This is a genomic window from Streptomyces guryensis (genome assembly GCF_021261325.1).
GTDB classification, from domain to species: domain Bacteria; phylum Actinomycetota; class Actinomycetes; order Streptomycetales; family Streptomycetaceae; genus Streptomyces; species Streptomyces guryensis.
Genome location: NZ_JAJSBI010000008.1, coordinates 201805 through 225111, shown reverse-complemented (window position 1 = coordinate 225111; position 23307 = coordinate 201805). Strand labels below are relative to the sequence as shown.

Annotated in this window: 19 protein-coding genes and 1 tRNA gene; 16 read left to right on the top strand and 4 right to left on the bottom strand. The window is 70.4% G+C overall.

Annotated features, from left to right (window positions below; genetic code table 11):
• The first annotated feature begins 215 nt into the window (after nucleotides 1-215).
• Complete coding sequence (locus tag LJ657_RS18550; protein ID WP_232649728.1) at nucleotides 216-2996, top strand: penicillin acylase family protein; 2781 nt, start codon at nucleotides 216-218, stop codon at nucleotides 2994-2996.
• A 90-nt stretch (nucleotides 2997-3086) separates the two neighbouring features.
• Here LJ657_RS18550 and LJ657_RS18545 read toward each other — a convergent pair whose 3' ends face one another.
• Entirely contained in the window at nucleotides 3087-3701 is a 615-nt protein-coding gene (locus tag LJ657_RS18545; RefSeq protein WP_232649854.1) for a 5-formyltetrahydrofolate cyclo-ligase, read from the bottom strand.
• A gap of 94 nt (nucleotides 3702-3795) precedes the next feature.
• Between LJ657_RS18545 and galU the strand changes: the two genes are divergently transcribed.
• The 7 genes from galU (at nucleotide 3796) to LJ657_RS18510 (ending at nucleotide 9287) form a co-directional block, all read left to right on the top strand.
• On the top strand, nucleotides 3796-4695 hold the full coding sequence (gene galU, locus LJ657_RS18540; RefSeq protein WP_232649727.1) for a UTP--glucose-1-phosphate uridylyltransferase GalU: 900 nt from the start codon (nucleotides 3796-3798) through the stop codon (nucleotides 4693-4695).
• 5 nt (nucleotides 4696-4700) lie between these two features.
• Nucleotides 4701-6023, top strand: coding sequence for a molybdotransferase-like divisome protein Glp (glp, locus tag LJ657_RS18535; protein WP_232649726.1), 1323 nt, complete (start codon nucleotides 4701-4703; stop codon nucleotides 6021-6023).
• 86 nt (nucleotides 6024-6109) lie between these two features.
• The gene (gene moaC, locus LJ657_RS18530; RefSeq protein WP_030941990.1) at nucleotides 6110-6589 is read left to right on the top strand and encodes a cyclic pyranopterin monophosphate synthase MoaC; all 480 of its coding nucleotides are present in this window, start codon (nucleotides 6110-6112) and stop codon (nucleotides 6587-6589) included.
• Nucleotides 6586-7092 carry a MogA/MoaB family molybdenum cofactor biosynthesis protein gene (locus LJ657_RS18525; protein WP_232649725.1) on the top strand — a complete coding sequence of 169 codons (507 nt, stop codon included), beginning with the start codon at nucleotides 6586-6588 and terminating at the stop codon, nucleotides 7090-7092. Before moaC ends, LJ657_RS18525 begins: the two co-directional genes overlap by 4 nt.
• A 20-nt stretch (nucleotides 7093-7112) precedes the next feature.
• Nucleotides 7113-7715 carry a GNAT family N-acetyltransferase gene (locus LJ657_RS18520; protein WP_232649724.1) on the top strand — a complete coding sequence of 201 codons (603 nt, stop codon included), beginning with the start codon at nucleotides 7113-7115 and terminating at the stop codon, nucleotides 7713-7715.
• Between the two features lie 211 nt (nucleotides 7716-7926).
• Nucleotides 7927-9120 carry a divisome protein SepX/GlpR gene (gene sepX, locus LJ657_RS18515; RefSeq protein WP_232649723.1) on the top strand — a complete coding sequence of 398 codons (1194 nt, stop codon included), beginning with the start codon at nucleotides 7927-7929 and terminating at the stop codon, nucleotides 9118-9120.
• A gap of 93 nt (nucleotides 9121-9213) precedes the next feature.
• Nucleotides 9214-9287: transfer RNA gene (locus LJ657_RS18510), tRNA-Ala, on the top strand.
• Between the two features lie 149 nt (nucleotides 9288-9436).
• On the opposite strand, the gene LJ657_RS18505 is transcribed toward LJ657_RS18510, so the two are convergent.
• The gene (locus LJ657_RS18505) at nucleotides 9437-9919 is read right to left on the bottom strand and encodes a GNAT family N-acetyltransferase (RefSeq protein ID WP_232649722.1); all 483 of its coding nucleotides are present in this window, start codon (nucleotides 9917-9919) and stop codon (nucleotides 9437-9439) included.
• Nucleotides 9920-9989: 70 nt separating this feature from the next.
• On the opposite strand from LJ657_RS18505, the gene LJ657_RS18500 reads away from it, so the two are divergent.
• Entirely contained in the window at nucleotides 9990-10793 is an 804-nt protein-coding gene (locus LJ657_RS18500; protein ID WP_232649721.1) for an exodeoxyribonuclease III, read from the top strand.
• 146 nt (nucleotides 10794-10939) lie between these two features.
• Here the strand turns inward: LJ657_RS18500 and LJ657_RS18495 are convergent, their stop codons facing one another.
• Nucleotides 10940-11557: a MerR family transcriptional regulator gene (locus tag LJ657_RS18495; RefSeq protein ID WP_269786655.1), complete on the bottom strand. Its 618-nt coding sequence runs from the start codon at nucleotides 11555-11557 to the stop codon at nucleotides 10940-10942.
• Between the two features lie 152 nt (nucleotides 11558-11709).
• Between LJ657_RS18495 and LJ657_RS18490 the strand changes: the two genes are divergently transcribed.
• The 4 genes from LJ657_RS18490 (at nucleotide 11710) to LJ657_RS18475 (ending at nucleotide 15336) form a co-directional block, all read left to right on the top strand.
• Complete coding sequence (locus tag LJ657_RS18490; protein WP_232649719.1) at nucleotides 11710-13209, top strand: flavin-containing monooxygenase; 1500 nt, start codon at nucleotides 11710-11712, stop codon at nucleotides 13207-13209.
• Nucleotides 13206-14123: an alpha/beta fold hydrolase gene (locus LJ657_RS18485; RefSeq protein ID WP_232649718.1), complete on the top strand. Its 918-nt coding sequence runs from the start codon at nucleotides 13206-13208 to the stop codon at nucleotides 14121-14123. The genes LJ657_RS18490 and LJ657_RS18485 overlap by 4 nt, the downstream gene beginning before the upstream one ends.
• The gene (locus LJ657_RS18480) at nucleotides 14120-15004 is read left to right on the top strand and encodes an SDR family oxidoreductase (RefSeq protein WP_232649717.1); all 885 of its coding nucleotides are present in this window, start codon (nucleotides 14120-14122) and stop codon (nucleotides 15002-15004) included. Before LJ657_RS18485 ends, LJ657_RS18480 begins: the two co-directional genes overlap by 4 nt.
• An 86-nt stretch (nucleotides 15005-15090) precedes the next feature.
• The gene (locus LJ657_RS18475; protein ID WP_232649716.1) at nucleotides 15091-15336 is read left to right on the top strand and encodes a hypothetical protein; all 246 of its coding nucleotides are present in this window, start codon (nucleotides 15091-15093) and stop codon (nucleotides 15334-15336) included.
• Between the two features lie 89 nt (nucleotides 15337-15425).
• Here the strand turns inward: LJ657_RS18475 and LJ657_RS18470 are convergent, their stop codons facing one another.
• Entirely contained in the window at nucleotides 15426-18683 is a 3258-nt protein-coding gene (locus LJ657_RS18470; RefSeq protein ID WP_232649715.1) for a S41 family peptidase, read from the bottom strand.
• A gap of 176 nt (nucleotides 18684-18859) precedes the next feature.
• Between LJ657_RS18470 and LJ657_RS18465 the strand changes: the two genes are divergently transcribed.
• From LJ657_RS18465 to LJ657_RS18455, 3 genes are all read left to right on the top strand, one after another.
• Nucleotides 18860-19456, top strand: a complete 597-nt coding sequence (locus tag LJ657_RS18465) for a TetR/AcrR family transcriptional regulator (protein ID WP_232649714.1) — start codon at nucleotides 18860-18862, stop codon at nucleotides 19454-19456.
• A 128-nt stretch (nucleotides 19457-19584) separates the two neighbouring features.
• A complete protein-coding gene (locus LJ657_RS18460) occupies nucleotides 19585-21795 on the top strand; it encodes an MMPL family transporter (RefSeq protein WP_232649713.1) in 2211 nt (736 codons plus the stop codon).
• A gap of 351 nt (nucleotides 21796-22146) precedes the next feature.
• Nucleotides 22147-22701 (top strand): cysteine hydrolase family protein, encoded by a 555-nt coding sequence (locus LJ657_RS18455; RefSeq protein ID WP_232649712.1) that lies wholly within the window; start codon nucleotides 22147-22149, stop codon nucleotides 22699-22701.
• Nucleotides 22702-23307 lie beyond the last annotated feature (606 nt).

Sequence of the window (23307 nt, the reverse complement as noted above, 5' to 3'; positions counted from 1 at the left end):
GGACACGAAGCCGAGAAGCTCCGCATCCAAGTACTTCGTTACCTTACCTAACTCTTGACGATTTCTTGACGCTCGCGGAGGCAGGATTCGAACGCGCTCCGCTCTGGTTCCCGACTCCGCGTCAAGGCCCTCAGGGCCCTGCGCCTATGGTTGCTCCAGCGCTCATTCGACGTCACAGCCCGCCTGCCGCTCGCGTTAGGACAGCAAGGACAGCGATGCCCCCCAACACCACCGCCACAACGGGTGACAAGCCCGGCAAGTCCGGCAGGAAGAAGGGGCGCAAAGCCCGATTGGTCGTGCTGGTACTGGTACTGGCCCTGATCGGAGGCGTCGCCTACGGGGCGTACTGGTCCATCAGCACCGTCCGCGCGTCGTTCCCGCAGACAAAGGGATCGATCACGCTCGACGGTCTGTCAGGACCCGTCGACGTCAAGCGCGACGGCAACGGCATCCCGCAGATCTACGCCTCCTCCGACGCGGACCTGTTCATGGCGCAGGGCTACGTCCAGGCGCAGGACCGGTTCTACGAGATGGACGTGCGCCGCCACATGACCTCCGGCCGGCTGTCGGAGATGTTCGGCAAGGGCCAGGTCAAGGACGACGAGTTCCTGCGCACCCTGGGCTGGGACCGGGTGGCGAAGAAGGAGTACGACACCGAGTTGTCGGCCTCCACCAAGAAGTACCTCCAGGCGTACGCCAAGGGAGTCAACGCCTACCTCCAGGGCAAGGACGGCAAGGACATCTCCCTGGAGTACGCGGCCCTGGGCTTCACCAACGACTACAAGCCCGCCCAGTGGACCCCGGTCGACTCGGTCTCCTGGCTGAAGGCGATGGCCTGGGACCTGCGCGGCAACATGCACGACGAGATCGACCGCGCCCTGATGACCAGCCGTCTCGGCCCCAAGCAGATCGCCGACCTGTACCCGGACTACCCGTACAGCCGCAACAAGGCGATCGTCCAGGAGGGCCAGTACAACACGCTCAGCAAGACGTTCGAGCAGAACGGCAGCTCATCCACGAGCGGTACGCCGGGTACGTCCGGTACGTCGACGAGTGGCACGTCCTCCGCGGCCTCGGCCCTGACGAGCCAGCTGTCGGGTCTCAACAAGGTCCTGGACAACGTGCCCACGGCCGTCGGCGTGAACGGCCAGGGCATCGGCTCCAACTCCTGGGTCGTCGCCGGGGATCACACCATCACCGGCAAGCCGCTGCTGGCCAACGACCCGCACCTGTCGGCCTCGCTGCCGTCCGTCTGGTACCAGATGGGCCTGCACTGCCGCACCGTCTCCAGCAAGTGCCAGTACGACGTGACCGGTTACACCTTCGCGGGCATGCCCGGCGTGGTCATCGGCCACAACCAGGACATCGCCTGGGGCATGACCAACTCCGGTGTCGACGTCACCGACCTGTACCTGGAGAAGGTCTCCGGCGACGGCTACCTCTACGACGGCACGGTGCGGCCGTTCAAGACCCGTGAGGAGACCATCAAGGTCGCCGGCGGCACGTCCAAGACGATCGTCGTCCGCCAGACAGCCGACGGGATGCCCCTGCTCTCCGACCGCGACGACGAGCTCGTGACGGTCGGCAAGAAGGCCACCGTCAACACCGCCGCACCCGACCGCGGCGACGGCTACGGCATCGCACTGCGCTGGACCGCGCTCGACCCGGGCACCTCCATGGACGCCGTCTTCGCCATGGACAGGGCGTCGAACTGGAGCGACTTCCGCTCCGCGGCCGCCCTGTTCGACGTGCCCTCGCAGAACCTCGTCTACGCCGACAAGAACGACATCGGTTACACGCTGCCCGGAAAGATCCCCACGCGCGCGAAGAAGGACGACGGCTCGATCCCGGCGCCGGGCTGGGACTCCGGCTACAAGTGGACCGGGTACATCCCCAAGGCCGCGCTGCCGTACGAGTACAACCCGAAGCGCGGCTACATCGTCACCGCCAACCAGGCGGTGATCGACAAGAACAAGTACCCGTACACACTCACCACCGACTGGGGCTACGGCACCCGCAGCCAGCGCATCACCGACCTGATCGAGTCGAAGATCAACGGCGGCGGCAAGATCTCCACCGACGACATGCGCCAGATGCAGCTGGACAACAGCAGTGAGATCGCCAAGCTGCTCGTGCCCAAGCTGCTGAAGATCGACATCAAGGACAAGGACGTCCGCGGGGCGAAGGCCGTCCGCGAGGCGCAGGACCTCCTTGAGGGCTGGGACTACACCCAGGACGCCGACTCGGCGGCGGCCGCCTACTTCAACTCGGTCTGGCGCAACATCCTCAAGCTCGCCTTCGGCAACAAGCTGCCCAAGGAGCTGCGGGTCGAGGGCCAGTGCCTGTGGGTCGATCCGGTCAACAGCACCGGGCCCGCGGACGAGACGAACAAGGTGCGCGAGTGCGGCGAGCGCGCCGCCGACCAGGCGCAGCCGGACGGCGGCGACCGCTGGTTCGAGGTGGTCCGCAACCTCATGGACGACCAGAAGAGCGACTGGTGGTCCACGCCCAAGTCGCTCACCCGGCCGGGGGCGAGCGACAACCGCGACGATCTCTTCAAGCGCGCCATGATCGACGCCCGTTGGGAGCTGACGGCCAAGCTCGGCAAGGACATCGACACCTGGAGCTGGGGCCGGCTGCACCGCCTGTTCCTGAAGAACCAGACCCTCGGCACCGACGGCCCCGCTTTCGTGAAGTACATCCTGAACCGCGGCCCCTGGAAGCTCAGCGGCGGCGAGGCGACGGTCAACGCCACCGGCTGGAACGCCGCCGGCGGCTACGGCGTCGTCTGGGTGCCCTCGATGCGCATGGTGGTCAACCTGGACGACCTCGACAAGTCGAAGTGGATCAACCTCACGGGCGCCTCGGGGCACGCCTACAGCGCCCACTACACCGACCAGACGAGCAAGTGGGCCAAGGGTGAACTCCTCGACTGGAACTTCTCGGACAAGGCCGTCGACAAGAGCACGAGCGACACCCTGGTCCTGAAGCCATGAGCCACCGGTCCTAGGCCGCCGGACACCAGTCCTAGGCCGCCGGCCACCGGCCAAGGAGAGTGCCCTCCACGCGTGCGTGGAGGGCACTTCTCATGTGAACCGCCGTACTCCCGACGGCGTCACCACCGCATGCACCGGCCGGTCGTGCGGCTCCTCCGGGACATGCCCGACGACCTCCGAGTCGTACAGCAGCACGACCAGCGCGGGGTGCGCGTCCGCACGCTCCAGACGCGCGAGGACGCGGTCGTACGACCCTCCTCCGCGCCCCAGCCGCATCCCGCGGGCGTCGACCGCGAGACCGGGCAGCAGCACGACGTCGGCCGCGGTCACGGCCTCCGGTCCGAGACGTTCGCCGGCGGGCTCGAAGAGGGCCATTTTTCCGCCGTGCTGGATGCGCGCGAGGGAGCCCTCCCCGGCGTAGGCGCCCCAGTCGAGGTCGTTGTCCGGGAGAAGCGCCGGGAGCAGGACACGCACGCCCCGCTCGCGCAGCGCGTCCAGGAGCGCGAGAGTCCCAGGCTCGCTCCCCACGGAGACGTACGCCGCCACCGTGCGCGCATGCGCCAGCTCGGGCAGCTCCAGGGCGCGGCCGGCCAGTGCCGCCGCGGCTTCCCGCACGTCATCGGCCGTCAATCTGTTTCTCACCGCGAGGAACTCTCGCCGCAACGTTCGCTTGTCAGCCTCGGTCGCACGTCCGATGTGGCTCACTGGTCGCACCCGTACCCTTCCTTATGTGCTCATATGGGAGCCAATTAACCGGACCCACAGATTCCCTGCAAAGGCACCGGATAAGGTTGCGGCCATGACCCAGCACCCCAGGATCACCAAGGCTGTCATCCCCGCCGCAGGTCTCGGCACCCGGTTCCTGCCGGCCACGAAAGCCACTCCCAAGGAGATGCTGCCGGTCGTCGACAAGCCGGCGATCCAATACGTGGTCGAAGAGGCCGTGTCGGCCGGCCTCGACGACGTCCTGATGATCACGGGCCGCAACAAGCGCCCGCTGGAGGACCACTTCGACCGCAACTACGAGCTCGAGTCCGCCCTCCAGAAGAAGGGCGACGCGGGCCGGCTCGCCAAGGTCCAGGAGTCCAGCGACCTCGCGACCATGCACTACGTACGGCAGGGCGACCCCAGGGGTCTCGGCCACGCGGTGCTGTGCGCCGCCCCGCACGTCGGCCACGAGCCCTTCGCCGTCCTCCTCGGCGACGACCTGATCGACCCGCGTGACCCGCTCCTCGCGCGCATGGTCGAGGTCCAGGAGCAGCGCGGCGGCAGCGTCATCGCGCTCATGGAGGTCTCACCCGAGCAGATCCACCTCTACGGCTGCGCGGCCGTCGACCCCACCGAGGACGGCGACGTGGTCAAGGTCCACGACCTGGTCGAGAAGCCGGCCGCGACCGACGCCCCCTCGAACTACGCGATCATCGGCCGCTACGTCCTCGACCCGCACATCTTCGACATACTGCGCAAGACCGAGCCCGGCCGCGGAGGCGAGATCCAGCTCACCGACGCCCTCCAGCAGCTCGCGGCGGACGAGAAGGTCGGCGGCCCGGTGCACGGCGTCGTCTTCAAGGGCCGCCGCTATGACACCGGCGACCGCGGCGACTACCTGCGTGCCATTGTCAGACTCGCATGCGAACGTGAAGACCTGGGCCCGGACTTCCGGACCTGGCTTCGCAGTTACGTAGCCGAGGAGATGTAGCAACGTTGAGCAGCGCCGCGCCCCGCACCGCCGGCCAGGACCGCCTCTGGTCGGTGGACGAACACCTGGAGGACATCCTCACGACCGTCCGCCCCCTGGAACCCATCGAGCTGCAACTCCTCGACGCCCAGGGCTGCGTCCTGGTCGAGGACGTCACGGTGCCTCTCTCCCTGCCGCCGTTCGACAACAGCTCCATGGACGGGTACGCGGTACGGGTCTCGGATGTCGCGGGCGCGAGCGAGGAGTTCCCCGCCGTCCTGGCCGTCGTCGGGGACGTCGCGGCGGGCCAGGCCGACCTGCTCCACGTGGGCCCCGGCCAGGCCGCCCGCATCATGACCGGCGCTCCGCTGCCGCCCGGCGCGGAGACCGTCGTTCCCGTCGAGTGGACCGACGGAGGCCTCGGCGAGGGCCCGGCGGCCGGCATGCGCGCCCGGGCCGTGGCCCCCGAGGGCGCCGAGGGGCACGTGCACGTGTACCGCCCGGCCGAGGCCCGCGCGCACGTACGCGCGAAGGGCAGCGACGTGAAGTCCGGGGACCGCGCCCTCGAGGCCGGCACGGTCCTCGGCCCGCCGCAGATCGCCCTGCTCGCCGCGATCGGCCGCGGCACGGTCCGGGTGCGCCCGCGCCCGCGCGTGGTCGTCATGTCCACGGGCAGCGAACTCGTCCAGCCCGGTGAGCAACTGCGCAGCGGCCAGATCTACGACTCCAACAGCTTCGCCCTCACCGCCGCGGCCCGGGACGCCGGCGCCATCGCCTACCGGGTGGGCGCCGTCGCCGACGACGCCGAGACCCTCCGCTCCACCATCGAGGACCAGCTCGTCCGCGCCGACCTCCTGGTCACCACGGGCGGCGTGAGCGTCGGGGCGTACGACGTCGTCAAGGAGGCCCTGTCGTACGTCGGTGACGAGGACGAGCCGGGCAGCGGCGTCGACTTCCGCAAGCTCGCCATGCAGCCCGGCAAGCCCCAGGGCTTCGGCGCCATCGGCCCCGAGCACACCCCGCTGCTGGCACTCCCGGGCAACCCCGTGTCGTCGTACGTCTCCTTCGAGCTCTTCGTCCGCCCCGCGATCCGCGTCCTCATGGGACTCGACGACGTGCACCGGCCGCGCACCCGCGCGACCCTGACCACCGGCAAGGCGCTGACCTCGCCGAAGGGCCGCAGACAGTTCCTGCGCGGGACGTACGCCGACGGCTCGGTGACCCCGGTCGGCGGTGCCGGATCCCACCTGGTCGCGGCCCTCGCGCACGCCGACGCACTGATCGTCGTCCCCGAGGACGTGGAGTCCGTCGAGCCCGGCTCCGAGGTGGAGGTCGTCCTGCTCGGCTGACTGCCTCTGGTTGGCGGTACCGTGTCGCGCACAACAGACCCACGCGCCGCACCGCGAGGGGCCCGGACGGGAGCGCCACACAGCCAATGAGTACGGACGATCGACTGACCCACATCGACGACGCGGGCGCCGCCCGTATGGTCGACGTGTCCGGCAAGGACGTGACCGCGCGCACCGCCCGCGCCAGCGGACGTGTCCTCGTCTCGCCCCGAGTGGTCGAGCTGCTGCGCGGCGAGGGGGTCCCCAAGGGCGACGCCCTCGCCACCGCGCGCATCGCGGGCATCATGGGGGCCAAGCGCACCCCGGACCTCATCCCGCTCTGCCACCCGTTGTCGGTGTCCGGTGTGAAACTGGACCTGTCGGTCGCGGACGACGCCGTCGAGATCCTGGCCACCGTCAAGACCACGGACCGCACGGGCGTCGAGATGGAGGCCCTCACCGCCGTCTCCGTCGCCGCGCTCACCGTGATCGACATGGTCAAGGCGGTCGACAAGGGAGCGGTCATCACGGACGTACGGGTGGAGGAGAAGACGGGCGGCAAGTCGGGCGACTGGAGCCGGACATGACGTATCGCGCTCTTGTCGTCACCGCCTCCAACCGAGCCGCCGCGGGCGTCTACGAGGACAGGGGCGGCCCGCTGATCGCCGACGGCCTCAAGCGCTTCGGCTTCGCCGTCGACGGACCGCAGGTCGTCCCCGACGGAGACCCGGTGGAGGCCGCCCTGCGCGCCGCCCTCGACGCCGGGTACGAACTGATCGTGACCACCGGCGGCACCGGCCTCTCGCCCACCGACCGAACGCCCGAGGCGACGCGCGCGGTGATCGACCACGAGGTGCCGGGCATCGCCGAGGCCATCAGGGCGTTCGGACGGGAGAAGGTGCCCACCGCCGCGCTCTCCCGGGGCCTGGCCGGAGTGGCGGGCAGCACACTGATCGTCAATCTGCCGGGCTCCACCGGTGGGGTCAAGGACGGACTGGCCGTCCTGGAACCCGTCCTGGTCCACGCCGTCGACCAGATCCGCGGCGGCGACCACCCCAGACCCGGCGTCACCAGTGGGGGTGCGAGCTGAACAGCCCATCCTGGCCCGTCGTGCTGACGGACGGCGACATCGTCCTCAGGCCGATAAAGCTGCGCGACCAGCGGGCCTGGCGCGAGGTCAACCGGCGCAACCGGGACTGGCTGCGCCCCTGGGAGGCGACCATTCCGCCGCCCACTCCGAGCGGGCCGATCGCGCACCGGCCGACGTACCGCCAGATGGTCCGGCACCTGCGGGCCGAAGCGAACTCCGGCCGGATGCTGCCGTTCGTCATCGAGTACCAGGGGCGGCTGGTCGGGCAGTTGACGGTCGCCGGAATCACCTGGGGCTCCATGTGCTCGGGCCACATCGGCTACTGGGTGGACGAGTCGGTGGCCGGACGCGGAGTGATGCCGACCGCCGTGGCGCTCGTGGTGGACCACTGTTTCCGCACCGTCGGGCTGCACCGCATCGAGGTCTGCATTCGCCCGGAGAACGGGCCGAGCCGCCGGGTCGTGGAGAAACTCGGATTCCGCGAGGAGGGCCTCAGGCCGCGTTATCTCCACATCGACGGAGCCTGGCGCGACCACCTCGTCTTCGCTCTCACTGCGGAAGAGGTCCCCGACGGGTTGCTCAGCCGCTGGCAGCGGGCACGTACTCGGGGGAATCCCGCATAGCCGGGAAGGCCGGAACCCTGCGAAGCTCGGGGAAATTGAATACGTGTTCGAAATTGATCGCGTGGCGATCGCCTCAAGGCGCTAAATTCACGCCCTCGGTGGGGTGCTGATCGCATCGGTCACAAAAAAAGTTCGAAATATCAGCCAGATCGTGCGACACACCGGCTCAATTGGCAGATGGCCTCACGCAAACCCCTCTACCGTGTGAGGCGTGAGCAGCAGCGGCCTCATCTACGCAGTCATTGTCGGGGCCTGGGCCGCCTACTTGGTGCCGATGTGGCTCCGTAGGCAGGACGAGCTGAACGAGGCCCGTCCGACGGAACGCTTCAGCACCGCCATCCGGCTGCTGTCCGGACGGGCGGGTATGGAGCGCCGGTACGCCAAGGACCTGCAGGCGCGCTCCACCGAAGAGGGGGAGCCCAGCGCCGGTCGTCCGGACGCCGTCACCGACTCGGTGGACGTCCGGGCCTTCGCCGTGCCTCCGGCACGTCCCCAGGTGCGCGCAGACGTACAGCCACAGGCGTCCGGGCGTGCGCAACCGGCGCGAGAACCGGCGGAAGCCCCGGCTCCCGCCCCTGCGCCGGTTCCCGCCCCGCCGCGGAAACGGGTGCCGGCGGCCCGGCGCTCTCCCTCGGAGGAAGCGGCCTTGGCGCGTGCCCGGCGGATGAAGGCGCTCGCGCGGCGTCGGCGCACCACCGTGATGCTCTTCATCGCGTTCACGCTCGGCGCGGTCGTCGCCGCGGTCGGGGGGCTCGCGTTCCTCTGGGCGCCCGGCGTGCCGGCGGTGCTGCTCAGCGGGTACATCGCCTACCTGCGCTCCCAGGAGCGACGCCGCTTCGCCTACCAGATGGACCGGCGCCGCGCCGAGGACGCCGCCGAGCGGCTCCGCGAGCGCGCCCGCCAGCCGCGCCGCCGCGCGACCGCCACCGAGGCGGACGCCGACGAACAGGGCGAGGGACCGGCGCAGGACGCCGACCCCGGGCTGTCCGCGCTCGCCGCCGACCGGCGCGCCCTCGTCGAGCAGACCGACCACGCCGAGTGGGTGGACCAGCAGCGTGAGCGGCAGCGGCGGCCCGGGCACGGGGACAGCTGGGACCCGGTGCCGGTGCCCCTGCCGACGTATGTGACCGCGCCGGTCGCTCCGCGGGCCACCGCGGACGTCGACCTCGGGGCGCCGGACACCTGGAGCTCGGCGCGCTCGGGCTCCGTGGCCCGGGGCCAGGAGACACACGCCGCCGACGCCGTGGAACCGGGCGCAGCCGACCCCGCGGAGGACCGGGCGGACGACGACGGGCGCAGTGACGCCCGCCGTGCGGCCTCCGCGCGGCGGGCCCGGGAGCGGGGGCGTACGCCCCTGTTCGACCAGTACGAGGACGGCGAGCGGCCGCGGGCCGCCAACGAGTAGCCCCCCGCCCCACCTGTGCCGCTGCCCCGGCGGCGGGGCAGGAACGGATTTCCAAGCACGCGGATCGGGGTGCTAGAGTTTCACTCGTTGCAAGGGCCTGTGGCGCAGTCCGGTAGCGCACCTCGTTCGCATCGAGGGGGCCAGGGGTTCGAATCCCCTCAGGTCCACCGCAACAACTATCCCGAGGAGATTCGGGGGAGTTGGAAAGATCCCGTCCGATCGGTTGATCGGGCGGGATCTTTGCGTTGCTCCACGCGATGCGCCACCAGCGCGTACCGCGGGCCGAGTTGGTGACGCCGGGAAGAGCCGCGCAGGGTCAGGAACCGAGCCGCTTCGCGAAGCAGCGGCTGTCGTCGTACGACCGGTAGTAGCCGAACTTCTCGCAGGGCTCGTACCCGCTGGACGTGTACAGGGCGATGGCCTCCGGCTGCTTGATGCCCGTCTCCAGGACCATCCGCAGCCGGCCGGCCGTGCGGGCGTCCTCCTCCAGGGCGGCCAGGATGCGCCGGGCGAGCCCGCGGCCGCGCGCCGCCGCCACCACGTACATCCGCTTGACCTCGGCGTCCCCGTCGAGGTTGCCCTCGCCGTTGGTGTCCTGGGCGCGCCAGCCGCCCGTGGCGACGGGGCTGTCGTTCTCGTCGTACGCGATGAAGTACACGCCGTTCGGCGGCTCGAAGTCCCCCGGGTCCAGCGATGTGGCGTCCCCGCCGTCGCCGTAGCGCACGTGGTACTCCGCCTGGACCTCGTCGTTCAGCTTGACGGCGTCCGGGTGGTCGAAGGAGACACGGCGTATATTCATGTCGAAGATCGTACACCTATGCATAGTTGGGGGGTCCGGGCTCGTTCCAGTGTGCCGGTATCGTTCCCGCGTGCTCACTGTGACCTCCGTCAATGTCAATGGACTGCGCGCCGCCGCGAAGAAGGGCTTCGTGGAGTGGCTCGCCGGCACCTCCGCCGACGTGCTCTGCCTCCAGGAGGTGCGCGCCGAGCCGCAGCAGCTGCCCGAGCACGTGCGCACGCCCGACGGCTGGCATGTCGTCCATGCGCCGGCCGCCGCCAAGGGGCGCGCCGGCGTCTCCCTCTACACCCGCCGCGAGCCCGACCGCATCCAGGTCGGCTTCGGGGCGGCCGAGTTCGAGGCCAGTGGGCGGTACGTCGAGGTCGACCTGCCGGGTGTCACGGTCGCCTCGCTCTACCTCCCCTCCGGCGAGGTCGGCACCGAGCGCCAGGACGAGAAGATCCGCTTCATGGGCGAGTTCCTCGCCTATCTGAAGACGCTGCGGGAGCGGGCCGCCGCCGGCGGACGCGAGGTCGTCGTCTGTGGCGACTGGAACATCGCCCACCAGCAGGCCGACCTCAAGAACTGGCGCGCCAACCAGAAGAACTCCGGGTTCCTGCCGGAGGAGCGGGCATGGCTGGGGCGGGTCCTCGACCCCGCGGACGGGGGGTACGTCGACGTCGTGCGCGCCCTGCATCCTGAGGTGGAGGGGCCGTACTCGTGGTGGTCGTACCGGGGGCGGGCTTTCGACAACGATTCAGGATGGCGCATCGACTACCACGTCTCGACGCCCGGGCTCGCCGCCAAAGCGGTCAAGGGCTATGTCGAGCGGGCGGCCACGCATGACGAGCGGTGGTCGGACCATGCGCCGGTCACCGTCGTGTACGACCGCTGAGCGCTGCGCGGGCTGTGCGGCGATGGGCCGTCGATCGTCCGTGGCGCAGTCGTGGCTGGTCGCGCCCCCGCGGCGGAGCCGGACATCGATGCAGCCCCGCGCCCCTTCGGGGGCGGCCGAACCGCAGCGGACTTCGCCGAGGCCCCTCAGTCCTGCTTCCGCAGACGCCGGTCCAACGCCAGGGAGAGCTCCGCCTCCACCACGCTCCGCGCCAGTGGCCGCAGGCGCTGCAGGTCCTCCTCCCCGGTGTGGCGCAGGACCAGTTCGGCGAACATCTCCGCCAGGTCGTCCACGTGTTCCCGGACCCGCTTCCCCGCCGCCAGGACCTCCGCGAGGGGGATGCCCTCGCGGACCAGGTCGGAGGACACGTCCAGGAGGCGGCGGCTGATGTGGACGATCTCGTCGCCGTCGGTGCCGAGATAGCCGAGGTCGAGCGCGGCGGCGAGGTTCTCGGGGGTGGCCTGGCCCTCGAAGCGGGCGGCGAGTTCCTCGGGGGTGAGGCGGACCGGTTCCTCCTCGGTCGGCTCGATGCCGAGCAGGTCGGCGACGTCCCGGCCGTGGTCGAGGGCTTCGGCCAGTTCCGCGATGCCGGTGAGGGTGTGGCCGCGTTCCAGCATCGCCGCGATCGTGTTCAGACGGGCCAGATGATGGTCGTCGTACCAGGCGATACGGCCCTCGCGGCGGGGCGGCGGTATCAGTTTGCGTTCTCGGTAGAAGCGCAGGGTGCGTACGGTGATGCCGGCCAGGCGGGCCAGTTCCTCCATGCGGTACTCGCGCTTCTCGGTCACGAACGCAGCCTATGTTGTACCGCCGGTAACATTCCTGCCCTCCCACCCCTACCCATCGGTACGGAGCTGCTCTACAGTCCCATTGCGCCAGTGTTCACTGGCGGAGTCGCGTGAGGAAGGGCGTCGGCATGGCTGAGCGGGAGCATGTGCGGGTGGCGGTGATCGGGTCCGGGTTCGGCGGGCTCGGGGCCGCCGTGCGGCTGCGGCGCGAGGGCGTCACCGACTTCGTGGTCCTCGAACGGGCCGACAGCGTGGGCGGCACCTGGCGCGACAACAGCTACCCGGGGTGCGCCTGCGACGTGCCCTCCCACCTCTACTCCTTCTCCTTCGCACCCAATCCCGACTGGCCGCGCACCTTCTCCGGGCAGGAGCACATCCGCGCCTACCTGGAGCACGTCACGGACGTCTTCCACCTGCGGCCCCACATCCGCTTCGACTCCGAAGTGAAGATGATGACCTGGGACGACGAGAAGCTGCGGTGGGAGATCGAGACCAGCAGCGGGTCCCTGTCCGCGGACGTCGTCGTCTCCGCGACCGGGCCGCTGTCCGACCCGAAGGTGCCCGACGTCCCGGGGCTCGACTCCTTCCCCGGCAAGGTCTTCCACTCCGCCCGCTGGGACCACGACTACGACCTGCGCGGCAAGCGCGTCGCGATGGTGGGGACGGGGGCCTCCGCCATCCAGATCGTGCCCGCCATCCAGCCCGAGGTCGGCCGGCTCACCCTCTTCCAGCGCACCCCGCCCTGGGTCATGCCGCGCGTCGACCGCGCCATCAGCGGTGCCGAGCGGGCCCTGCACCGCACGCTGCCCTTCACCGCGCAGGCCCGCCGCGGACTGCTGTGGGGGCTCCGGGAGCTGCAGGTCCAGGCGTTCACCAAGCACCCGAACGAGCTCGGTTTCGTCGAGCAGCTGGCCAAGCGGAACATGATGCGGGCCATCAAGGACCCGGCGCTGCGCGCCAAGCTCACCCCCGACTACCGCATCGGCTGCAAGCGGATCCTGCTGAGCAGCACCTACTATCCGGCGCTCGCCCGGCCCAATGTGGATGTGGTGGCGAGTGGGCTGAGTGAGATCCGTGGGTCGGCCGTCGTCGCTGCCGACGGGAGCGGGGCCGAGGTCGACGCGATCATCTTCGGTACGGGGTTCCATGTCACCGACATGCCGATCGCCGAGCGGGTGGTCGGGGCGGAGGGCAGGACCCTCGCGGAGGTGTGGAAGGGCGGGATGGAGTCGCTGCGAGGCGCGTCCGCCGCCGGGTTCCCCAACTGGATGACCATCATCGGGCCCAACACCGGGCTCGGGAACTCGTCGATGATCCTGATGATCGAGTCGCAGCTCAACTACATGGCCGACTTCGTACGGCAGTTGGACGTCCTCGGCGGCCGTGCCGCTCTCGACGCCCGGCCGGGAGCCGTCGCCGCCTGGAACCTGCGCGTGCAGGAGCGCATGAAGCGGACCGTGTGGAACACGGGGGGCTGCACCAGCTGGTACCTCGACCCGAGCGGTCGCAACACCACCATCTGGCCGGGTACGACGACCGAGTTCCGGCGGGCCACACGGCAGGTGGATCTCGCCGAGTACGACCTGCTCCGGGCGCCCGCCGAGCAGAAGGCGGAGGTGGACGCGTGAGCCGGCTGATGCACGTCGAGTCCGGGCCCTACGCCCCGCCCACCCCCGTCCGCGAGCTCGTCGCCGTCTCCGCCGACGGCGCCCGGCTGCACGTGGAGGTGTACGGGCCCGAGAAGGCGCCCGCGGTGATCCTCGCCCACGGCTGGACCTGCTCCACCGCCTTCTGGGCGGCGCAGATACGGGACCTCGCCGCCGACCACCGCGTCATCGCCTACGACCAGCGGGGCCACGGACGCAGTCCGGCAAGCCCGGCGTGCAGTCCGGACGCCCTCGCCGACGACCTCGAAGCCGTACTGGAGGCAACTCTCGCGCCGGGCGAGAAGGCCGTGATCGCCGGGCACTCCATGGGCGGTATGACGGTGATGGCGGCGGCCACGAGAAAGAGCTTCCGGGAGCACACGGCCGCCGTACTGCTGTGCAGCACGGGCTCCTCGCGGCTGGTGGCCGAGTCGACCGTCGTGCCCCTCGGGCCCGGGCGGTTGCGGACCTGGCTCACCAAGCACATCCTCGGGGCGCGGGCGCCGCTCGGGCCGGTCACGCCCGTCGCCCGGCGGATCCTCAAGTACGGGACGATGGGGCCGGCTTCGGCGCCGCACATGGTGGAGGCGTGCGCGCGGATCGTGCACGCGTGTCCGCGCAAGGTGCGGTACGCCTGGTCGCAGGTGCTCGCCCTGCTCGATCTCGACCACGGAGTACGGGAGTTGAGGGTGCCGACGGCCGTCGTCGTCGGGACGGCGGACCGGCTGACACCACCCGTGCAGGCGCGGGCGCTGGTGGCCGCGCTGCCCAACTGTGTGGGCAGCACCGAGCTGCCGGGGCTCGGCCACATGACCCCGGTGGAGGCACCGGAGCTGGTCACGGGCCGCATCCGGGAGCTGGTCACGACGTACGCAACGATCAAGGAGGGCGCATGACCAAGGTCAGCCTCGAAGGACAGGTCGCCGTCGTCACGGGCGCCGCGCGCGGTGTCGGCGAGCTGCTCGCGCGGAAGTTGTCGGCGCGGCGTGCCAAGGTGGCGCTCGTCGGGCTGGAGGCGGACGCCCTCAAACAGGTCTCCGAGCGGCTGCACGGCGACAGCGGCCACTGGTACGCCGATGTGACGGACCATCAGGCGATGGCGCGGGTCGCGCAGGAGGTCAAGGAGCGGTTCGGGAAGGTCGACATCGTCGTGGCGAACGCCGGTGTCGCCACCGGCGGTCCCTTCGTCGACTCGGACCCCGAGGCCTGGCGACGGGTGATCGAGGTGAACCTCATCGGGTCCGCGGTGACCGCCCGTGCCTTCCTGCCGGTTCTGATGGAGAGCCGCGGCTATCTGCTCCAGATCGCGTCCCTCGCGGCGATGACTCCGGCGCCGATGATGAGCGCGTACTGCGCCTCCAAGTCCGGTGTGGAGGCGTACGCGCACAGTCTGCGGGCCGAGGTCGGGTACAAGGGCGTACGGGTCGGGGTCGGGTATCTGTCGTGGACCGACACCGACATGGTGCGGGGCGCCGATCAGGACGAGGTGATGCGGGAGCTGCGGCAGCGGCTGCCGTGGCCGTCCAACAAGACGTATCCGCTGGGCCCGGCCGTCGACCGGATCGTCGCCGGGATCGAGCGCAGGTCGAGCCATGTGTACGGGCAGTGGTGGCTGCGCGGGATGCAGGGCGTGCGCGGGTATCTGCCGGGGCTCATCGGGACGGTGGGGCAACGGGAGATGCGGCGGTTCGGGTCACGGTTGGAGGGCATGCGGTCGGGGCTCGTCGGTGCAGGTGGGGCGGCGGACGAGGAGTCCCGCGCTACGCACCGTAGTTGATCGAAATGCGCTGCGTGGTGGGCCGTGTGAATCTGGTCGAGGCCCGGTCAAGGGCCTCCCCCCACCCACTACGGGAGTGAACCCACATGGGTATGAAGGACAAGTTCCAGGACAAGTCGGAGCAGTGGCAGGAGCAGGCCAAGCAGAAGGCCCAGCAGGCCCGCGAGCAGGGTCAGCAGCGCGGCCAGGAGCAGGGCCAGCAGCGCGGCCGGCCGGGCCAGGAGCAGGGTCAGCAGCAGCGCGGCAAGCCGGGCGAGCGTATGCGTGACGAGGAGACGGAGCGGTTGCAGCGGGAAGAGCAGGATCGGTTCGATCAGGACTACGACATCTAGTCGGTCGGCCTGAGCTGAATTGAATGGGGTGCCCTGTGGTTTTGAGGGCACCCCATTCCTGTGCCTCTGTGCGCGGTTCCCCGCGGCCCTTAGATTCCTGGCCTGGGCGGCAGCTTCGGACGTGAGCGGTCTGGGACGTTGCTGTAGTCCGGCGGTGTTGCCGGAGGGTTCGTTTCCAGTAGTTCCACCGCCAGTTGGACCGCGTCGTCCAGTTGGGCGTGGCGGCCCTCCGCCCAGTCCAGGGGGGTGCGGAGGATTTCCAGGTCGGGGGTGACGCCCTTGTTCTCGACGGTCCAGCCGTAGGCGTCGAACCAGGCCGCGTTCATCGGGACCGTGATGACCGTGCCGTCGCCCAGGCGGTGGCGGCCCGTCATGCCGACCACTCCGCCCCAGGTGCGCTGGCCGATGACGGGGCCGAGCCCGAGGAGCTTGATGGCGGCCGTGATCATGTCGCCGTCGGAGGAGGTCGCCTCGTCGGCCAGGGCGACCACCGGGCCCCTGGGTGCGTTGGAGGCGTACGAGACCGGCTGGGCGTTGCGGGTGAGGTCCCAGCCCAGGATCGTGCGGGACAGTTTCTCGACGACCAGTTCGCTGATGTGACCGCCCGCGTTGCCTCGGACGTCGACGATCAGGGCGGGTCTCGACACCTCCATCCGCAGGTCCCGGTTGAACTGGGCCCAGCCGGAGCCGCCCATGTCCGGGATGTGCAGATAGCCGCAGCGACCGCCGCTCAACTCCCGGACGACAGCGCGGCGTTTGGCCACCCAGTCCTGGTAGCGGAGGGGGCGTTCGTCGATCAGGGGCACGACGGCGACCCGGCGCGAGCGGCCGGCCTCGCCCTCCGCCGGGGTGAAGGTGAGCTCGACCGTGGTGCCGCCTGCACCCGCCAGCAGCGGGTACGGCCCGGTCAGCGGGTCCACCTGGCGGCCGTCGACGTGGGTCAGTACGGCGCCCTCCCTGATGCCGGTGCCCGCGAGCGGTGAGCGGGCCTTGGAGTCGGACGACTCGCCCGGGAGGATCCGCTTGACCACCCAGCCCTCCGCCCTGTGGACGAAGTTGGCGCCGAGCAGGCCCTGGAGGCGCTGGTAGTGGGGCGGGCCCTCGTTGCGGCGGGCGGCGGTGACGTAGGCGTGGGAGGTGCCCAGTTCGCCGAGCACTTCGCGCAGGAGGTCCGCGAACTCGTCGGGGGACGCGACCCGTTCGACGAGCGGGCGGTACTGGCCGAGCACCGCGTCCCAGTCGATGCCGCACATCCCCGGGTCCCAGAAGTACGCGCGGATGAGACGGCCGGCCTCCTCGTACGCCTGGCGCCACTCGGCGGCCGGGTCGACCTCGTGCAGGATGCGGCGCAGGTCGATCCAGACCGTCGTGTCGCCGTCGCCGGACTCGGATGAGGGGACGGCCCGCAGGTCGCCCTCGTCGACCACGACCAGGCGGGTGCCGTCGCCGCTGAGCGCGAACCAGTCCAGGTGCTCCAGGAGTTCGGACTTCTTCGCCTTGCTGATGTTGAAGTGTTCGAGGGTCGGACGGCCGGTGGTGTCGTCCGGGTTGGCGAACGTCTCGCCGAGCGCCCCCGAGATCGGCCAGCGCAGCCAGACCAGGCCGCCGCCCGCCACGGGGTACAGCGCCGAGTACTTGGAGGCGGCGACCGGGAAGGGGGTGACCCGGTTCTCCAGCCCTTCGATCTCGACGGTGACCGCGGCGCCGTCGCCGCCCTCCTCCTCGTCCTCCACCGGATCCAGGCCTCCGGCGGCCGGCCGGCCCTCCGGGGTCAGGGCGAAGGGGGAGGGGGTCGCGGAGGACAGGGGGACCAGGTACGGGCGGCAGCCGAGCGGGAAGGACAGGTCCCCGGTGTGGACGTCGTACACCGGGTCGAAGCCGCGCCACGACAGGAAGGCGAGATAGCGGCCGTCCCTCGTGAACACCGGGTTCTCGTCCTCGAAGCGGCCGTTGGTCACGTCGACGATCAAGTGGTCCTTTATGCGCGCCATCTTGATCTGCCGCAGGGAGCGGCCGATGCCGGGGTGGGACCAGGTCAGCCAGGTGCCGTCCGGGGAGAAGGCGAGGTCGCGCACCGGGCCGTTGACCGAGTGGATCAGCTCGGTGACCTCGCCGTTCGAGCCCTCCGTGGCGTCGAGGAGGAGCAGGCGGCCGTCGTGCGAGGCCATGGCGAGGCGCTCGCCCTGCGGGTCGGCGACGAGTTCCTGGACGCGTCCCACCTCGCCGGAGGCCAGCCGGCGCGGCTCGCGGTCGCCGGTCGCGCGCGGCAGACTGGCGATCTCGACGGCGTCCTCGCCCTCCGCGTCCGTGATGTAGGCGACCTGGCCGGTCGAGCCGAGCATCTCCGGGAGGCGGACCCGTACACCCGGGGTGTCGGTGATCGTGCGGGCCGGGCCGTCCCGGTGGGTGAGCCAGTACAGGCTGCCGCGTACGACGACGGCGCTCGCGCGGCCCGTCTCGTCGACCGAGATGCCGTCCACGTGCTGCGCGGCCGGGACCTGGTAGGTGCGCCGGCCCGCGCGCGGCCCGCTCAGCCGTACGTCCAGGCGGCGCGGTTCGGAGTCGGCGGCCAGGTCGTCGACGATCCACAGGTCGCCGGCGCACTGGTACACCACCCGGGTGCCGTCGCTCGACGCGTGCCGGGCGTAGAAGGCCTCGTGGTCGGTGTGGCGGCGCAGGTCGGAGCCGTCGTAGGCGCAGGAGTAGAGGTTGCCGATGCCTTCGTGGTCGGAGAGGAAGGCGATGCGGCCGCCGACGAACATCGGGGAGTGCAGATGGCCCTCCAGGTCGGCCAGCAGGCGTTCGCCGTGCAGCCAGAGGCGGCCCATGGCGCCGCCGCGGTAGCGCTTCCAGGCGGCGGGTTCGTGGGGCGGGGTGCCGGTGAGGAGGAGGGTCCTGCGTTCTTCCTCGATGTCGGCGACCTGGATGTCGGAGACCGGGCCCCAGGGGAGCTTGCGGCCGGGGTCGCCGCCGGGGGAGACCTTGTACGCCCAGGTGAAGTACGAGAAGGGCTCGCCGTGGGAGGCGACGGCGAGAATCGTGCCCCCGCTGTCCCCTTGAGGGGGTGTCCAGCCGCAGACCTGGGTGTCCGCGGAACCCCAGTGGGTGAGCTGTCTGCCCGGTCCGCCGTCCACCGGGACGGTGTGGATCTCGGGGACCAGGCTGCGCCAGCTCGTGTACGCGATGGTGCGGCCGTCCGGTGAGAAACGGGGATGGCCGGTCTTCGTACGGTCGACGGTGAGGCGCCAGGCGCGGCCCGGGCCGTCCAGGGGGGAGAGCCAGAGGTCGTCCTCGGCCACGAAGCACAACAGGTCACCGCTGAGATGGGGCAGGCGCAGATAGCTCACCTCCCCATGCTTTTCCGCCGGATGGGGCCGGGCAACTTGTGGGAACTTACGGATCCTTCACACACGTGAGCCAGCGCACGTACGAAACGGTTTCGTTTCGCATGCGCACAGGGTATCTTCGTGAACGTACGGAGAACGCGCGTGGTCAGCGCATCCCGAGCGGGAAGGTGAGTGGCATGACTGAGGTCGCAACGGCGCGTCGCAGTCGGATCACGCCGGAGCGTGAGGCCGAGTTGTACGAGGCCGTGCTCGACCTGCTCAGGGAAGTGGGCTACGACGCGGTCACCATGGACGCCGTGGCGGCCCGCACCAAGTCCAGCAAGGCGACGCTCTACCGCCAGTGGGGTGGCAAGGCCGAGCTGGTCGCGAAGGCGGTGCGGCACAACAAGCCGGGCGGCCTGGCCCTCGGCGAGATCGACACCGGGTCCCTCCGGGGCGATCTGCATGCCCTCACGATGCGGTCGGACGACTGCGAGATGGAGCAGAACTCCGCGCTCATGCGGGGTCTGGCCATGGCGATCCACAGCAACCCGGATCTCCTGAAGGCGTTCAAGGAGCATCTGATCGAGCCGGAGATGGCGGAGTTCCGCCGTGTCCTTCAGCGGGCGATCGACCGGGGCGAGGTCCGCCCGGACAACCCTGCGGTCGACTACATGATCCACATGATGATCGGTGGTTTCGCCGCCCGCACGATGATCGATGAGCTGCCGCCGACGCAGGACTACCTCCTTTCGTACATCGACGCAGTCGTCCTCCCCGCCCTCTGCGCCTGACGCCTCCCCGCGTTTCCTCGCACACCTGACGTCACCGCTCAAGTCGTCGGGACGATCACCCCTGCCTCCCCGCTGGGCGATCACCCCTGCCCTGAATCACCCCACGACCTGACCGGGAGTACGCCTCCGTGGCCACGTTCCTCTACAAACTCGGCCGGTTCGCCTTCAGGCGACGGCACTTCGTCGCCCTGTTCTGGGTGGCGCTGCTGACCCTCGCGGGGGTCGGCGCCGCCAGTGCCCCCGCCGCCGGCTCCACCTCCTTCTCGATACCCGGCACCGAGGCGCAGAAGGCCTTCGACCTGCTGGAACAGCGCTTCCCCGGGATGAGTGCCGACGGCGCCACCGGACGCGTCGTCTTCAAGGCGCCCGCGGGCGAGAAGATGACCGACGCCGCCAACAAGGCGACCGTCGAGAAGGCGGTGAAGGGGCTGGCCGACGGCTCCGAGGTCGTCTCCGTCGCCGACCCCTACCAGGCGCACGCCGTCAGCAAGAACGGCACGGTCGCCTACGCGTCCGTGAAGTACAAGGTCTCCGGGATGGAGCTCAAGGACGCCTCGCGGGAGGCCCTGAAGGGGGCCGCGCAGGACGCGCGCGACGCCGGGCTGACCGTCGAGATCGGCGGTGACGCGCTGCAGGCCGGGGCCGAGCCGGGAGCGGCCGGTGAGGCCGTCGGCCTCGCCATCGCCGCGGTCGTCCTCGTCATCACGCTGGGCTCGCTGGTCGCGGCCGGACTGCCGCTTCTGACGGCGATCATCGGCGTCGGTATCGGCGTCTCCACCATCACCGTTCTCGCCAAGGCGCTCGACCTGGGCGACACCACCTCCACCCTCGCCCTGATGATCGGTCTCGCGGTCGGCATCGACTACGCGCTGTTCATCGTCTCCCGCTACCGCGGCGAACTCGCCGAGGGCCGCTCCCGCGAGGAGGCGGTCGGACGCGCCGCCGGTACCGCCGGCTCGGCGGTGGTATTCGCGGGCCTCACGGTCGTGATCGCCCTGGCGGGCCTGTCGGTCGTCAACGTGCCGATGCTGACGAAGATGGGCCTCGCGGCGGCCGGTACGGTCGTCGTGTCCGTCCTCATCGCACTGACGATGATCCCGGCGCTGCTGGGCTACGCGGGCAGGAAGGTCAAGGCGGCGGGCGAGAAGCGCCGCAAGAGCGCGGAAGGAACCCCCGAGAAGCCCGGTCTGGGCGCCCGTTGGGCGAGCTTCGTCATCCGCCGTCCGGCCGCCGTGCTGCTGCTCGGTGTGGTCGGTCTGGGGACGATCGCCGTCCCGGCCACCCAGCTGGAGCTGGGCCTGCCCGACGACGGTTCGCAGCCGACGTCCACGACGCAGCGCCGTGCCTACGACCTCCTCTCGGAGGGCTTCGGACCGGGCTTCAACGGCCCCCTGATGATCGTGGTCGACGCCAAGGGCAGCGACGCCCCCAAGGCGGCGGCCGACAAGGTGACCGACGGGATCAAGGGCCTCAAGGACGTCGTCACGGTGACCCCGGCGGTGTTCAACAAGGCCGGCGACACCGCGACGATCACCGTGATCCCGGGCTCGAAGCCGTCCTCGGTGCAGACCGAGGACCTGGTGCACGCCATCCGTGACCAGGGCGCCGGAGTCAAGGCCGACACGGGAGCGAAGGTGCTGGTCACCGGCACCACCGCGATGAACATCGACTTCTCACAGAAGCTCAACGACGCCCTGATCCCGTATCTGGGCCTGGTGGTCGGCCTCGCCTTCCTCCTCCTGATCGCGGTCTTCCGCTCCATCCTGGTCCCGCTGAAGGCGGCCCTCGGCTTCCTGCTCAGCGTGCTCGCCGCGCTCGGCGCCGTGGTGGCGGTCTTCCAGTGGGGCTGGCTCGGCGGCCTGCTGGGCGTCGAGCAGACCGGGCCGATCATGTCGATGATGCCGATCTTCATGGTGGGCGTGGTCTTCGGTCTCGCGATGGACTACGAGGTGTTCCTCGTGACCCGGATGCGCGAGGCGTACGTCCACGGCGAGACCCCGGGCCAGGCCGTGGTGACCGGCTTCCGGCACAGCGCACGGGTCGTGGCGGCCGCCGCGGCCATCATGATCGCGGTCTTCGGAGGCTTCATCACCTCCAGCGAGTCCATGATCAAGATGATCGGTTTCGGCCTCGCGATCGCGGTGTTCTTCGACGCCTTCATCGTGCGGATGGCGATCGTCCCGGCGGTCCTCGGCCTGCTCGGCAAGAAGGCCTGGTGGCTGCCGAAGTGGCTGGACCGGGCGGTGCCCGACGTGGACGTCGAGGGCGAGGGACTGAAGACCCTCGGCGACGACCGCCGCAAGGACCCGGACGAGGACCGGGAGCTGGTGCGGGCCTGACGTTCCGGCCGGTGGTGGGCGGCCTTCCGGCCCGCATGGTGTAGTGCGCTACACCATGGGTTCGGGAGGCCGCTCCCTCGTTTGCGGAAGGCGCCGGACGGGATCGTCGAGGGCAGATCGCGGGACATCCCCGCAGCCCCCTCCCCCGTAAGGAACACGCCATGCGCTCCCCCCTCGCCGCCGTCAAGAAGTTCCTCGTCGACGTCCTGCTGTGGGGCTGCTTCGCCGCGGGTCTGGCCGCGAGCGCCGGTGCGGGAGCCGTTCTCGACGACAGCACGCAGAAGAACGCCGCCACGGCCGTCGGAGGCGTCATCGCGCATCAGTGTCAGTGCCGCCGCCTAACGTGGCGGCATGACCACTCTTCAGGAACGCCCCCACACCGCCCTGCTGGTGATCGACGTCCAGCAGGGCGTCGTGGCGTCCGCGCACGAGCGGGACGCCGTCGTCGCCACCATCGCCGCCCTCGTCGACAAGGCCCGCGCCGCGGACGTGCCGGTCGTCTGGGTCCAGCACTCCGACGAGGGACTCAAGCAGGGCAGCGACGACTGGCAGTACGTCTCCGAACTGCCCCGCCGCGACGCGGAACCGCTGGTGCACAAGAACCACGGCGACTCCTTCGAGGGCACGGACCTGGAGCAGGTCCTCGCCGCGGCCGGAGTCGGCCATCTCGTCGTGACGGGCGCGGAGACGGACGCCTGCATACGCTCCACGATCCACGGCGCGTTCGTACGGGGCTACGACGTCACGCTGGTCGCCGACGCGCACACCACGAACGACAACAGCAAGTGGGGCGCCCCGACGCCGGACCAGGTCATCGCCCACACGAACCTGTACTGGCAGTACCACTCGGCACCGGGGCGCACGGCGGCGGTGACGGAGGCGAAGCAGGTGACGTTCGGGGTCTGACGGTCGCTTCAGCTCCGTCACGTTCGGGCGCGGTGCCGGACGGTGGCGGGCGGCGGGGCCTTGCGCGAAGGCGTGCAGGAGGTTCTCCGTCGTGCGGGTGACGAAGGTGCGGGTGCGGGCGTCCAGACCGTGGTCCCGGCCCCGGTCGGGGGTTTCGGCCATCAGGGCTTCCACCCATCGCAAGGTGCCGGTCGCCAAGACGCCGGCGCCGCTTGGGGCGGTGTAGTACGCCGAGTCGCTGTTGCTGCGGCTTCCGTTGCGGACCAGAGGGGAATGGGCCGTTACGCACGCCTCACCCGGTGTCACACTCACCCGGTCGGCGTACCCCACGACCGCCGTCGCCGGGCCCAGGGAGCGGATGCGCCAGTCGGGTGTCCCCGGGCGGTCCCGTTCCGCCTCGGGCCGGTGCGCGGCCGTCGCCGCCCGGGTGTCGTGGGCGGCATGAGAACGGCCGCAGGCACCGGCCGCCGCCGTGACGAGTCCCGCGCCCGCGCAGGCCTCCAGGAAGGTCCTACGGTGCAGCGCCGAGCCGTCCTCCGTCCCGTGCCGCGGAGTTTCCCGTCTGTCGGGGCCCACATCGCCTCCCGTGTGTGCGCACTCGCGGAG